This window comes from Sphingosinicella sp. (assembly GCF_013911755.1).
In the GTDB taxonomy this organism is placed as follows: domain Bacteria; phylum Pseudomonadota; class Alphaproteobacteria; order Sphingomonadales; family Sphingomonadaceae; genus Sphingosinicella.
In genome coordinates this window covers 19,833-32,989 of the sequence record NZ_JACESP010000014.1, presented here as the reverse complement: position 1 = coordinate 32,989, position 13,157 = coordinate 19,833, and the positions used below count along the sequence as shown (strand labels likewise).

Here is a 13,157-nt window from a genome sequence, read left to right as displayed (position 1 = left end):
GCGCTACCAGATCTTGCCGGGCACAACCGGATGCGAGGCGGATAACCCGCCGTCGACCGCAACCGCCTGCCCGTTCACGTAGGACGCATCGTCCGAGACGAGGAACGCCGCCAGCCGCGCGACCTCGATCGGCTGCGCGGCGCGCTTCAGCGGGTTGAGCTGGCCGATCTTGCCTTCGGTGCCGCGCTCGCGCGCCATGTCGAACATCGGCTGCGTCATTCCGGTTTCGATGACGCCGGGGCAGATCGCGTTGATGCGGATGCCCGTGCCCGAAAGCTGGTAGGCGCTCGTCTGCACGAAGTTGATGACGCCGGCCTTCGAGGCGCTGTAGGGCGAGCCGCCCGCGCCCGAGCGGATACCCGCGACCGACGCCGTGCAGAGGATCGCCCCCTTCCCCGCCTTCACCATCTCCCGCGCGGCGGCCTGCACCAGCAGGAACACACCGATCAGATTAACGCGGAGCACCTCTTCCCACTCACGCACTTCAAGATCGAGCAGGCGGTGCATACCCCCCGAAATGCCTGCGTTCGCAAACGCGATATCGAGCGGACCGTCCGCCGTCGCCGCCGCCACGAGGTCATCGACGAAGCTCTTGTCGCCAACATCACCCGTGAAAGCCGCGGCCGCATTCCCGATCTCGGCGGCAACGTCGCGAACCGCCTCGCTGCGGTCGGCGATGAAGACGCGCGCACCTTCCTCCGCGAAAAGCCGCGCGCTGGCGCGGCCGATGCCGCTCGCCGCGCCCGTGATGATCGCCGTCTTGCCTGCGAGCTTGCCCATGTGCGCCTCCTCTGGTCCAGGAGACCACTTGTGCCGTCACATCATCACGGCGTCAGCTATGAAAACGGTCATCCATGCGCGCTGGCATCGCCGCGCGTCAGCCCGAAAAAGGCCAACGCGGCGATGACCAGCGACAGGCACATGACCGCAGCCATGGGAACCGCCGTCCCGTCCGCGAACAGGCTGGCGATCGTCATCGCGAGGCCGCCCACTGTGAAACCGGTGGCTCCCATCAGCGCACTGACCGAGCCCGACCGGGCCGGATCGACACTGAGCGCACCTGCGCTTGCATTGCCCATGATGAACCCGAAGCTGGACAGGATGCCCAGCAGCATCACCATGATCCCCGTAAGGCCCCCGACATTGAGTAGCGCGAGCGCCAGGAGTGCGAACCCGAACAGCGCAGCAACGATACTCGCAACCGCAAGGATGCTGTCGGCACGGAAGCGTGCAAGCGCGGCGCGGTTCACCTGGCTCGCAACGATCAGGCCAAGCGCATTGACCCCGAAAAGCCAGCCGAAGCCGGTGGGCGAAATGCCATAGGTGCCCATGATGAGCGCCGGTGACGCCGAAATATAGGTGAACAGGCACGCGCTGTTGCAGGCGCTCGCGAGCAGGTAACCGAGCAGCTTGCGGTTGGTCGCCAGCAACGCCAGCGCGGCGATCGGATGCTCGCCCCGCGCTGTTGCTTCGGTCGCATCGGAGCGCGTCTCGCCGAGGCGAAACACGATGGCGTAGAGCATCACGAGCCCGAACAGCGTCATGAAGATGAAAATCGCCCGCCAATTCGTCACCACCATAAGGTAGCTGCCGAGCAGCGGCGCCAGCACCGGCGCCAGCCCGAACACGAGCATGATCATCGAGAACACCCGCGCCGATTCCTGATGATCGAAAACGTCGCGAACGATGGCGCGCGAGATCACCATCCCGGCGCAGGCCCCCAGCCCCTGACCGAAGCGAAGTGCGGCAAGCATGTTGGGCGACGTCGCAAACGCGCACAGTGTGGATGCAAGCACATAGATGGCGATGCCCGCGATCAGCGGCGGACGCCGCCCGATACGATCCGAAAGCGGTCCGTAGAACAGCTGCCCGAGCGCAAGTCCCGCAAGGAAGGTCGCCAGCGAGCGTTCGATGACACCGTCGGACGCCCCGAAATCGGCCGCGATCACGGGAAGCGCGGGCAGGTACATATCGATCGAAAGCGCACCGAACGCCGTCAAGCCGCCCAGAAGAACGACCATGCCCAGCGGCGATTTCGACGCATTTGCTCGCGAAGTTCCCTGCACGCTTCCTGTTCCTCTAGGCGGGTGACTCTCCGCACAGGTGTCACTATGCGTGATCGCCGATTCGGGCCATCGGATGGAGAAATGCCGCTATGACTGCCATCAACGACGTTGTCGACCTCTCCCGCGACGGGGAAATCGCCGTAATCACGGTGAATTCGCCACCCGTAAACGCGCTCTCGGCGCCCGTGCGCGACGGCATCGCTGAAGGCGTGACGTCGGCGGTTGCCGATCCTGACGTGAAGGCGATCGTGCTCATCTGCGCGGGCCGCACGTTCATCGCGGGCGCCGACATCACCGAGTTCGGCAAGCCCCCGCGCGGCACCAGCCTGCATCAGATGATCGACGTCATCGAGAGCGCGACGAAGCCCGTGATCGCCGCGATCCACGGTACCGCGCTCGGCGGCGGTCTCGAAACCGCGCTCGGCGCACACTACCGCGTTGCCGTGCCGTCCGCGAAGCTTGGCCTTCCTGAAGTGAAGCTCGGTCTGCTCCCCGGCGCGGGTGGCACGCAGCGCCTGCCGCGCGTCGTCGGCGCCGAGGCCGCGCTCAAGATGGTCACGTCGGGGAATCCGATCGGTGCGAAGGCCGCGCTCGATTCGGGTCTTGTCGACGAACTCGTCGATGAAGCCGACCTTCGCGGCGGCGCCATCGCCTTTGCGCAGAAGGTGGTCGCCGAAAATCGCCCGCTCAAGAAGATCCGTGACCGCAGCGTCACTGCCGATCCTGCGCTGTTCGCCGAATTCCGCGCCGCGAACGCCCGCAAGTTCCGTGGTTTCGACGCGCCCGAGGCCAACATCAAGTGCATCGAAGCCGCCGTCACCCTGCCCTTCGAAGAGGGCATGAAGCGCGAACGCGAGCTGTTCATGGGGCTGATGACGGGCACCCAGTCCGCCGCGCAGCGTCACATCTTCTTTGCCGAGCGGCAGGCCGCGCGCATCAAGGACTTGCCCGAAGGCACAGCGCCGCGCCCGATAAAGTCGGTCGGCGTCATCGGCGCGGGCACGATGGGCGGCGGCATTTCCATGAATTTCCTGTCGGCGGGCATCCCCGTGACGATCGTGGAAACCAGCCCGGAAGCGCTCGATCGCGGCGTGGGCATCATGCGCAAGAACTACGCCGCAAGCGCCGCCAAAGGCGCACTGAAGCCCGAAGCGGTCGAGGCCAACATGGGACGTCTTACCCCCGTGCTCGACCTCGAAGCGCTGAAAGACTGCGACCTCATCATCGAGGCGGTGTTCGAGGACATGGCCATCAAGAAGGAGATCTTCGCGAAACTCGACCGCATCGCGAAGCCGGGCGCGATCCTTGCCAGCAACACCTCCTACCTCGACGTCAACGAGATCGCTTCGGCCACGTCGCGGCCGCAGGATGTCGTCGGCCTCCACTTCTTCTCGCCCGCGAACGTCATGAAGCTGCTGGAGGTTGTGCGCGGCGCGAAGACGGCGCCTGACGTGCTCGCCACCGCGATGAGCCTCGCCAAGACGATCGGCAAGGTGGCGGTCGTCGCCGGTGTCTGCTTCGGCTTCATCGGCAATCGTATGCTCCGCGCCCGTCAGGATCAGGCGCAGGCGCTCATCCTCGAAGGCGCGATGCCGTGGGATGTCGACCGCGTGCTTTACGACTTCGGTTTCCCGATGGGGCCGTTCCAGATGGCCGACCTCGCCGGGCTCGATATTGGCTGGAACGCTGCGACCTCCAAGGGTGAAACCGTGCGCGACCGGCTCTGCGAGGCGGGCAAGCGTGGGCAGAAGACCGGCAGCGGCTTCTACGACTACGACGAGAAGCGCAACCGCACGCCCTCCAAGGTCGCCGAGGAGATCATTCTCGCCAAGTCCGCAGAGCTCGGCATTGCGCGCCGGCAGATTTCGGATGCGGAAATCCTCGAACGCTGCCTTTATCCGATGATCAACGAAGGCGCGAAGATCCTGGAGGAAGGCATTGCGCAGCGCCCATCCGACATCGATGTCGCGTGGATCTACGGCTACGGCTTCCCGGTCTACCGCGGCGGCCCGATGTTTTACGGCGACACCGTCGGCCTCAAAGCCGTGCTCGAAGGCCTCGAAAAGTACGAGAAAGTCCACGGCGCGGCCTTCAAGCCCGCCGCGCTCCTCGGCAAACTTGCGGCCGAAGGGAAGTCCTTCCGCGACCTAAACTAAGACATACGCGGAACAATCCGGCGACTGCTTCGCTCTATTGGCTCAGGTTCAGCGCCTGAGCCAATAGAGGGAGTTCGCCATGAATCTCATTCTTGTGCTTATCGTGGGCGGAGTGATCGGCTGGCTAGCCAGCATGATCATGCGTACCGATGCTCAGCAAGGTCTTTTCCTCAACATCGTCGTGGGTGTCGTCGGCGCACTGATCGCCGGCTTCCTGCTCGGCGGCGGTGCCTCGATCCTGAACGCGCCGCTTAACCTCATGACCATCTTGTGGTCGCTGCTCGGCGCAGTCGTGCTGCTGGCGATCGTCAACCTGGTCCGCCGCGGCGCCGTCCGTTAGCGTCACGCCGCCGCAATCGAAAAGGGCGTCCCCGTTTGGACGCCCTTTTTTTGTTTACGCTTCGGAGCGGAACTTCAGGATCTTGCCCGGCTCGCGCGGCGGTTCGCCCTTCGGCAGCGCATCGATATGCTCCATGCCCTCGATCACCTCGCCCCACACCGTATACTGACGGTCGAGGAAGCGGGCATCATCGAAGCAGATGAAGAACTGGCTGTTTCCCGAGTTGGGATTGGCGCTGCGCGCCATCGAGCAGACGCCGCGCACGTGCGGCACGTCGTTGAACTCGGCCTTGAGATCGGGCTTGTCTGAGCCGCCCATACCGGTGCCGGTTGGATCACCGCCCTGCGCCATGAATCCGGGGATCACGCGGTGGAACACGACACCGTCGTAAAAGCCTTCGTCCGCAAGCGTCTGGATGCGCTCGACATGGCCCGGCGCCACATCGGGGCGAAGGCGGATTTTCACGTCGCCCGTTTCGAGCGTCATCACAAGTGTATCGGTGGTCACGGCATATCCTTTTGCTGATATAGGGCTTGCCGCGTCCCTAGCCGTTGGGCAAAAGCACGCGCAAGCGAATAAGGGCGGTTAGCTCAGTTGGTAGAGCATCTCGTTTACACCGAGAGGGTCGGCGGTTCGAGCCCGTCACCGCCCACCACCTTCCCTGCGGAACCCCGAAACGTCCTCGCCCGTTGACGGGAAAACCGCAACGGAAGGATCCGCATGACCGACGTTTTCAAGCTTTTGAAGGCCGACCACGACAGGCACCGCAAGCTTCTTGCCGCGCTTGACGATATGAGAGGCGACAGCCCGGAGCGGCGCGAGCTCTTCGAGGCCTTTCGTATCGAGGTGAGCGCTCACGCGAATGCCGAAGAGCAATCGCTCTATGCCGTCATGCTTGGCAAACCCGATCTTCAGAAGGAAGGTCGCCATTCCGTCGCGGAGCACAAGGAGATCGACGATTTTCTTGAAGAGCTTCAGGAGGCCGACATGGCGACCCCCGAATGGGACGCAACCTTCCGCAAGATGAAGCACCGCTATGAACACCATATCGACGAGGAGGAAGAAGACATCTTCCCCGCCGCCGAGGACGCGCTTTCGCGCGCGTGCGAGCATGAAATGGGCGAAGTGTTCGCGAAGCGGAAGGTCGCCGAAAAGGCGGAAATCGGCGCGGAGTCTTGATGGAAATGGTGGGCGCGACAGGGATTGAACCTGTGACCCCTCCCGTGTGAAGGGAGTGCTCTACCGCTGAGCTACGCGCCCGCCGGATGTACCGGACCGGCGGAGCAGATACGGTCCTCCCCTGCCCCTGTCCAGTCCGTTTCTACCCAACCATGTCCCAAAATGCGAAGGGCGCCGCAGATGCGACGCCCTTCGTTTAAAACCCTTGCGGGCGCGGACTTAGTTGACCGCGTCCTTCAGGCCCTTGCCGGCCTTGAACTTGGGCTGCACGCTGGCGGCGATCTTCATCGTTTCGCCTGTGCGCGGGTTGCGGCCCGTCGAAGCCTTGCGCTTCGCCGTCGCGAAGGTGCCGAAGCCGACGAGACGAACCTCGTCGCCCTTCTTCAGGGCCTTCGTGATGCTCTCGAACACGGCCTCAACGGCCTTGCCCGCGTCAACGCGCGAGAGACCTGCTGCGTCCGCAACCGAGCCGATAAGTTCCTGCTTGTTCATTCCCTGTACCCCCAAGACGGAAGAGTGGTTGGATCGGCGAATAAAAGCCGGGCGCCATGTAAGTGCCCGGCTTTAGGAGAGTCAAAGGGAAAACCGCAGAATTTGGGGCTTTCCCGAACTTTTTATCGCTTTTTCGTCTCAATGGCGGACGGAAAGGTCTCCAGCCTCCGAAGCCGGCGCCACGGCGGGCGCCGGAAGCACCGGTTCGACCCACTCGATCGGCTCGACGGGGCGTGCCAACGCGACGGAAAGCACCTGATCGACGTGACTCACGGGACGAATCGTCAGCCCTTCCTTCACGTTCGCCGGAATGTCCGCGAGGTCCTTCTCGTTCTCCGCCGGGATAAGCACGGTGGTGATGCCGCCGCGCAGCGCAGCGAGCAGCTTCTCCTTGAGACCGCCGATCGGCAGTACGCGGCCGCGCAGCGTCACCTCGCCGGTCATCGCCACCTCCTTGCGGACCGGAATCCCGGTCAGCGTCGAGATGATCGAAGTGACCATCGCGACACCGGCTGACGGACCATCCTTCGGCGTCGCGCCTTCGGGCACGTGCACGTGGATGTCCTTCGCCTGGAACACCGTTGGCTTGATACCATACTGCGGCGCGCGCGACTTGATGAACGAGTTCGCCGCCTCGATCGATTCCTTCATCACGTCGCCGAGCTTGCCGGTCGTGCGGATCGCGCCCTTGCCGGGCACCGTCACCGCCTCGATCGTCAGAAGCTCGCCCCCGACCTCGGTCCACGCGAGGCCCGTGGTCGCACCCACCTGGTCCTCTTCCTCGCCGATGCCGAAGCGGAACTTGCGGACACCCGCATAGTCACCAAGGTTATCGGGCGTAACCGTGACCTTCTCGGCCTTGCCTTCCAGAATCTGGCGCAATGCCTTTCGCGCCAACCGCGCGAGCTCGCGCTCCAGCGTGCGAACACCCGCTTCCCGCGTGTAATAGCGGATAAGATCGCGCAGCGCGGCATCTTCGATGGCGAACTCGCCCTCCTTCAGGCCATGCGACTCGATCTGCTTCGGCAGCAGGTGCGCCTTGGCGATCTCCAGCTTCTCATCCTCGGTGTAGCCCGACAGACGGATGATCTCCATGCGGTCGAGCAACGGCTGCGGCATGTTGAGGCTGTTCGCCGTCGTCACGAACATCACGTCCGAAAGGTCGTAGTCGACCTCGAGGTAGTGGTCGTTGAACTTGGCGTTCTGTTCCGGATCAAGCACCTCTAGCAGCGCCGACGACGGATCGCCCCGGAAATCCTGGCCCAGCTTGTCGATCTCGTCGAGCAGGAACAGCGGGTTCGACGTTCCGGCCTTCTTCAGATTCTGGATGATCTTGCCGGGCATCGAACCGATGTACGTGCGCCGGTGGCCGCGAATCTCGGCCTCGTCGCGCACGCCGCCCAGCGACTGACGAATGAACTCGCGCCCCGTCGCCTTGGCGATCGAACGGCCGAGCGAGGTCTTGCCGACGCCGGGAGGACCGACGAGGCAGAGGATGGGCCCCTTCAGCTTGTTGGCACGGCTCTGCACCGCGAGATATTCGAGGATACGCTCCTTGACCTTGTCGAGGCCGTAGTGATCCTCATCCAGGATCTTCTCCGCGGCCTTGATGTCCTTGCGAACCTTGGTCTTCTTGCCCCACGGCAGCGCCAGCAGTGTGTCGAGGTAGTTACGCACGACGGTGGCCTCGGCCGACATCGGCGACATCGCCTTCAGCTTCTTCAGCTCGCCTTCCGCCTTGTCGCGGGCTTCCTTGGAAAGCTTCGCTTTCTTGATCTTCTCGACGAGTTCGTCGACTTCGCTGCGGCCCTCGTCGTCACCGTCGCCGAGTTCGCGCTGGATCGCCTTCAGCTGCTCATTGAGGTAGTATTCGCGCTGCGTCTTCTCCATCTGGCGCTTGACGCGGTTGCGGATCTTTTTCTCGACCTGCAGCACGCCCATCTCGCCTTCCATGAAGCCGAAGACCATCTCCAGCCGCTTGCTGGGCGAACGTTCGGCAAGCAGCGCCTGCTTGTCGGCGATCTTCAGGCTTAGGTTCGACGCGATTGTGTCGGCGAGCCGCGACGGGTCCTCGATCTGGCCGACCTGCACGACGACTTCCGGCGCCACCTTCTTGTTGAGGCGCACATACTGTTCGAAATGCTTGGTCGCCGAGCGCACGAGCGCTTCGAGGTCGGCCTCGTCGGCGTCCTCTTCTTCGACCGCGGTGACATCCGCCTCAAGATAGGCGTCCTCGACGCGCACGGCCGTCACTTCGGCACGGTGCTGCCCCTCGACGAGCACCTTCACAGTGCCGTCTGGCAGCTTCAGCAGCTGCAGCACCGTTGCGACGGTGCCCACATCATAGAGATCCTTGCCTTCCGGGTCTTCCTCGGCAGGATCGCGCTGCGAGAGCAGCAGGACGTTCTTGTTCGCCGTCATCACCGCTTCAAGCGCCGCAACGGACTTTTCGCGCCCGACGAACAGCGGCACGATCATCTGCGGGAAGACCACGATGTCGCGTAGCGGGAGGACGGGATAGGTCTCGGTCATTCTCTCAACAACTCCAAAGCCGGGCGCGGCACCAACGACGGACCACACCACTTCGTGTCCCAATATGGGCACGGTCTTCACGCCGCACAATGGCGACCCTACATGCTTTCACTGAAGAGGGAGTGAATTCCTCGTTTCGCAAACGAAAAGAGCGGACCCGCCGGGCCCGCCCTTTCCTGTCGATTACACGGCTGAAATCAGAAGGCGACCGTGACCGTGCCGCTGATCGTGCGCGGGGCGCCGATCTGCACGAACGGTGCGCTGCTGCTCTGCTGCAGACCGCCGCCGAAACCGCCGACATAGAACTCGTCGAACAGGTTGTAGACGTTCAACTGGAAAAAGGTCTTGTCGTTAAGACCCAGGAATTCCAGGTTGAGGCGGGCATCGAGGTTGACCAGCGTGTATGCGGGTGCCTTCGCCGGGAACACTTCTACACCACCCAGCACGAGGGGCAGGTTGGTGTCGAACAGGTAGCGCGGCCCTGTGCGCTTGGCTGTCACGCCGACATCGACCGGACCCAGCGTACCGCGAACCGTACCGCCGTAGCTGTAGGACGCCGAACCGGATTCGCGGTTGCCCTTGGTTGCGACGAAGGTGGCGGGCCCGGTCTGCAGGTCGCTCTTGATCTCCGAGTCGTTCAGCGATCCGAACACATAGAGCTGCAGTTCAGGCATTGCCTGCCACGCGACGCTGGCATCGATACCCCGCTTGTCGACCTTGCCCAGATTCCGGAATACCGAACGGTCGAGCTCTGGATCGTAGGCCTCTGCCACGCGATCTTTATATTTGGTCAGCCAGCCGGCGATCTGCGCCTGGATTGTGCCCGACCTGTAGCGCAAGCCAAGGTCGAAGCTGTCGGTCGTTTCCGGCACCGGCTTGATGCCCTCCACGTCCGCGCCAAAGAACAGCGAATTATAGAGCTGGTCGGTACTCGGCACCGACAAGCCTTTCGCATAGCTGGCGAAGGCGCTGATGTTCGGCGTGAAGTCGTAGATTGCGCCGAGGTTCGGCAGCAGCTTGTCGTACTTGTAAGTGCGCGACTGCGGCGGCGACACGGTCGGATTGGCGGCCGCGTAGGCGTCGTTGACCGGTGAGTCCTTGCCGAAGCAGTCAACGAAGCCATTGGCCGACGTCGTGAAGCAATACTGGTTCAACTCGCGCTTGAAGAACGGCGCGCGGAGCCCGAGGTTCACGGTCAGCGCGTCGAAGAATTCGCCGCGATATTCGGCCGAGAACTGGTTCAGGATCGCATACGACTTGCGGTCGCGCTTCTGGAGGGCCGTGCCGTTCACATCGACGATCGGGTCGTTGATCGGGAAGACGTCGACGGGCTCGCCGTTCGCCTGAAGATAACCGACCTGACCGGTCTGCCGGTGGCGGGCACGGTCATAGGTGTAGGCAAAGCGTACGGTGTGGAACTCGTTGATGTCATAACGCAGCGACGAGATGACCCCGATACGGTTCGTGCGCGTCTGGCTCGGCGTCAGAACGGTGACTTCATCGAGGAGGTCGCCGTCGCCATTCATGTCCATGCCGAAGTACGGGCGACCGCCCATGTAACCGGCGAGGCCATTGTTCAGACGCTCACGCCCGTTGCTCGTGCCGCCGCCATTGGCCTTCACATACTGGAAGCTCGGATCGACCGTCAGCACCAGCCCTTCCGAAAGCGTGAAGCGCGAAGAACCGCGGATGTTGCCCGTGTTCGAGGGATTGTAGCGGCGGTCGAACTCGGTGCCGCAGCCATTCGTCAGATCGGCGACGCCGGGCCTTGCGACCGTGCTGACCTGACACGGATAGTTGATGTCGTATTCGCGTTCGTCATTGTTCCTCGGGAACCGATTTCCCGAACCGCTGCCGACGGTGCGGCCTTCGTCCCAGCGCAACGGCAGCGAGCCGAAGAAGTTGTTGCGGTTCTCGTTGTAGTGGCCGGCGATCGAGACGAAATCGCCCTCACTCCCCAGCGGCTGGTAGATGCGGCCGTTGATCTGCTTCTTGTCGACCTTGCCGTAGTTGTTGAAAGGATTGTCGTTGGTGGCGCGGCTCGCGGCGATGAAGGCGCGCGTTCCAAACGACGTGAACGCGCCCGTGTCGACGGCGGCGAATACGCGGAAGAACTCGAACTCGCCCGCCGAACCGGAAACGTGGATGCCGAAATCCTCATTCGGTGCGCGCGTGCGCACGTTCACCGTGCCGCCCGTGGCCGACGCCGTCGGACTGTCCATGTCGGTGGTGCCGAGGTTGACGTTGACCTGCTCGATCAACTCAGGGTCGATCATCTGGTTCGAATAGATGTCGTAGCCACCCGAATCGTTTAGCGGAACGCCGTCCAGCGTCAGGCTGACGCGCTGGCTGTTGAAGCCCCGGATGTTGAGTGTACCGCCCGAGGAACCATAGGCGTCGTTGTTCTGGAAGTTGACACCCGGCAGCGTGTTGATCGTGTCGAGAATCGTCTGGCCCGGGTTCTGCCGCTCGATCAGGTCCTGCGTAAGCACGCCCTTGGCCTTCGGTGTATCGGGTATGATGACGCCCCCCACGTCGCGCGACACCGATCCGGTCACGATGATCACATCGTCCTCGAAGTCGATCGAGCCGGTGGACTGGGCGAACGCGGTTGCAGGCAGCAAGAACGCCGCCACCCCAACACTGCGGAGAAGCATGGACCTCATCTGGAATATCCCCTTGAATGAAATACTGGCACTGGATGGCCGCACCGACAGCGGAGGTTGCCGGTTGCGCGGGCGCTTGATGACCATCTAGCTTTACAGACCGGTGACAGGATTGTGCATTGCAGCAACCCGCCGAGGCTTTGAAGGGGATATTACGGGCAGTTCGTGGGGTTGGGACCGCGATCCGGGCGATATCACATAAAAATCAATAGGTTAGTTGATGTGACGTAAAAGCCACAACGTCTAGGAAAATAGAGCTGTAACGGAACCGGAAAGCCAATGTTTACGGCTGTCGAAATGGTTCAGGCGGCGTCGCCCGAGACCTTCTCCTTGGCCTTCTTCGCGAAGACCTTAACAGGCTCCTTGTTCCCGCCGACCACGTCCTTGTCGATGCGGACCTCGTCGACATCGTCGAAGCTCGGCAGGTCGAACATGGTATCGAGCAGGATGCCTTCCATGATTGAGCGGAGGCCGCGCGCGCCGGTCTTGCGCTCAATGGCGCGTTTCGCGATCGCCATCAGCGCGTCGTCGGTGAACGAGAGCTTCACGTTCTCCATCTCGAACAGCTTCTGGTACTGCTTGACGAGCGCGTTCTTCGGCTCGGTCAGGATCTGGATCAGCGCCTTTTCGTCGAGATCTTCCAGCGTCGCGATCACCGGCAGGCGGCCGACGAACTCGGGGATCAGACCGAATTTCAGCAGGTCTTCCGGCTCGCAGTTCTTCAGAACCTCACCCGTGCGGCGCTCGTCCGGCGCGGCGACATAGGCGCCGAAGCCGATCGATTTGCCCTGCAGGCGGTCCGCGATGATCCGCTCGAGGCCCGCGAAGGCGCCGCCGCAGATGAACAGAATGTTCGTCGTGTCGACCTGCAGGAACTCCTGCTGCGGGTGCTTGCGGCCGCCCTGCGGCGGAACGCTCGCGGTTGTGCCTTCCATTATCTTCAGCAGCGCCTGCTGCACGCCCTCGCCCGAAACGTCGCGCGTGATCGAGGGGTTGTCGGCTTTGCGGCTGATCTTGTCGATTTCGTCGATGTAGACGATGCCCCGCTGCGCGCGTTCGACGTTGTAGTCGCTCGCCTGCAGCAGCTTCAGAATGATGTTCTCCACGTCCTCGCCGACGTAGCCCGCCTCGGTGAGCGTCGTCGCGTCGGCCATCGTGAACGGCACGTCGAAGGTCTTGGCGAGCGTCTGCGCGAGCAGCGTCTTGCCGCAGCCCGTGGGTCCGACGAGGAGGATGTTCGACTTCGCCAGCTCGATCTCGGAGCCCTTGGCGCCGTTGTTGAGCCGCTTGTAGTGGTTGTGCACGGCGACCGAGAGCACGCGCTTGGCCTGCGACTGCCCGATCACGTAATCGTTGAGGACATCGCAGATCTCGCGCGGCGTCGGGACGCTGCCGTCGCTCTTCTTGGCGAGCGCGCCCTTGGTTTCCTCACGGATGATGTCGTTGCAGAGTTCGACGCATTCATCGCAGATGAACACCGTCGGCCCCGCGATCAGCTTCCTGACCTCGTGCTGGCTCTTCCCGCAAAATGAGCAGTAGAGCGTATTCTTGGAGTCGCCGCCGCCGCTGAGCTTGGTCATAAAACGCCTCTTCCGGCCTCCGCGCCGGTTTCTTTGCCGCTTGCCATCCTAGCGCGCACACACGCCGCTTCAATGGGCAATACGGTCACATTCCCGAAATATATAGCGCCGCCATGTTCAACGGAACGTGAACGGGCGGGCAGCTT

General features: G+C 62.9%; 10 protein-coding genes and 2 tRNA genes. 4 read left to right on the top strand and 8 right to left on the bottom strand.

Features of this window, described 5'->3' with window-relative positions:
• Window positions 1-3 precede the first annotated feature (3 nt).
• Window positions 4-780, bottom strand: a complete 777-nt coding sequence (locus H2052_RS10940) for an SDR family NAD(P)-dependent oxidoreductase (protein ID WP_293781527.1) — start codon at window positions 778-780, stop codon at window positions 4-6.
• Window positions 781-848: 68 nt separating this feature from the next.
• The gene (locus tag H2052_RS10935; protein WP_293781525.1) at window positions 849-2,066 is read right to left on the bottom strand and encodes a multidrug effflux MFS transporter; all 1,218 of its coding nucleotides are present in this window, start codon (window positions 2,064-2,066) and stop codon (window positions 849-851) included.
• 89 nt (window positions 2,067-2,155) lie between these two features.
• Between H2052_RS10935 and H2052_RS10930 the strand changes: the two genes are divergently transcribed.
• Both H2052_RS10930 and H2052_RS10925 read left to right on the top strand, forming a co-directional pair.
• Window positions 2,156-4,222: a 3-hydroxyacyl-CoA dehydrogenase NAD-binding domain-containing protein gene (locus H2052_RS10930; RefSeq protein ID WP_293781523.1), complete on the top strand. Its 2,067-nt coding sequence runs from the start codon at window positions 2,156-2,158 to the stop codon at window positions 4,220-4,222.
• Window positions 4,223-4,301: 79 nt separating this feature from the next.
• On the top strand, window positions 4,302-4,562 hold the full coding sequence (locus H2052_RS10925) for a GlsB/YeaQ/YmgE family stress response membrane protein (RefSeq protein WP_293781521.1): 261 nt from the start codon (window positions 4,302-4,304) through the stop codon (window positions 4,560-4,562).
• A gap of 54 nt (window positions 4,563-4,616) precedes the next feature.
• On the opposite strand, the gene H2052_RS10920 is transcribed toward H2052_RS10925, so the two are convergent.
• Window positions 4,617-5,069, bottom strand: coding sequence for a peptidylprolyl isomerase (locus tag H2052_RS10920; RefSeq protein ID WP_293781519.1), 453 nt, complete (start codon window positions 5,067-5,069; stop codon window positions 4,617-4,619).
• Window positions 5,070-5,141: 72 nt separating this feature from the next.
• Between H2052_RS10920 and H2052_RS10915 the strand changes: the two genes are divergently transcribed.
• Window positions 5,142-5,217: transfer RNA gene (locus tag H2052_RS10915), tRNA-Val, on the top strand.
• Window positions 5,218-5,282: 65 nt separating this feature from the next.
• Window positions 5,283-5,741, top strand: a complete 459-nt coding sequence (locus H2052_RS10910; protein ID WP_293781517.1) for a hemerythrin domain-containing protein — start codon at window positions 5,283-5,285, stop codon at window positions 5,739-5,741.
• A gap of 6 nt (window positions 5,742-5,747) precedes the next feature.
• Here the strand turns inward: H2052_RS10910 and H2052_RS10905 are convergent.
• The 5 genes from H2052_RS10905 to clpX all read right to left on the bottom strand — a co-directional run bounded on the left by H2052_RS10905 (window position 5,748) and on the right by clpX (window position 13,011).
• Window positions 5,748-5,822: transfer RNA gene (locus H2052_RS10905), tRNA-Val, on the bottom strand.
• A 138-nt stretch (window positions 5,823-5,960) separates the two neighbouring features.
• Window positions 5,961-6,233 (bottom strand): HU family DNA-binding protein, encoded by a 273-nt coding sequence (locus tag H2052_RS10900; protein WP_121049309.1) that lies wholly within the window; start codon window positions 6,231-6,233, stop codon window positions 5,961-5,963.
• Window positions 6,234-6,371: 138 nt separating this feature from the next.
• Window positions 6,372-8,765, bottom strand: coding sequence for an endopeptidase La (lon, locus tag H2052_RS10895; RefSeq protein WP_293781514.1), 2,394 nt, complete (start codon window positions 8,763-8,765; stop codon window positions 6,372-6,374).
• Between the two features lie 197 nt (window positions 8,766-8,962).
• Complete coding sequence (locus H2052_RS10890; RefSeq protein ID WP_293781512.1) at window positions 8,963-11,431, bottom strand: TonB-dependent receptor; 2,469 nt, start codon at window positions 11,429-11,431, stop codon at window positions 8,963-8,965.
• Window positions 11,432-11,733: 302 nt separating this feature from the next.
• On the bottom strand, window positions 11,734-13,011 hold the full coding sequence (gene clpX / locus H2052_RS10885) for an ATP-dependent Clp protease ATP-binding subunit ClpX (RefSeq protein WP_293781510.1): 1,278 nt from the start codon (window positions 13,009-13,011) through the stop codon (window positions 11,734-11,736).
• Window positions 13,012-13,157: the final 146 nt, after the last annotated feature.

Bases quoted from the DNA above. Each gene is read 5' to 3' on its own strand.
- H2052_RS10940 (WP_293781527.1), bottom strand. From the start codon at position 780: ATGGGCAAGCTCGCAGGCAAGACGGCGATCATCACGGGCGCGGCGAGC.
- H2052_RS10930 (WP_293781523.1), top strand. From the start codon at position 2,156: ATGACTGCCATCAACGACGTTGTCGACCTCTCCCGCGACGGGGAAATC.
- H2052_RS10925 (WP_293781521.1), top strand. From the start codon at position 4,302: ATGAATCTCATTCTTGTGCTTATCGTGGGCGGAGTGATCGGCTGGCTA.
- H2052_RS10910 (WP_293781517.1), top strand. From the start codon at position 5,283: ATGACCGACGTTTTCAAGCTTTTGAAGGCCGACCACGACAGGCACCGC.
- H2052_RS10900 (WP_121049309.1), bottom strand. From the start codon at position 6,233: ATGAACAAGCAGGAACTTATCGGCTCGGTTGCGGACGCAGCAGGTCTC.
- lon (WP_293781514.1), bottom strand. From the start codon at position 8,765: ATGACCGAGACCTATCCCGTCCTCCCGCTACGCGACATCGTGGTCTTC.
- H2052_RS10890 (WP_293781512.1), bottom strand. From the start codon at position 11,431: ATGAGGTCCATGCTTCTCCGCAGTGTTGGGGTGGCGGCGTTCTTGCTG.
- clpX (WP_293781510.1), bottom strand. From the start codon at position 13,011: ATGACCAAGCTCAGCGGCGGCGGCGACTCCAAGAATACGCTCTACTGC.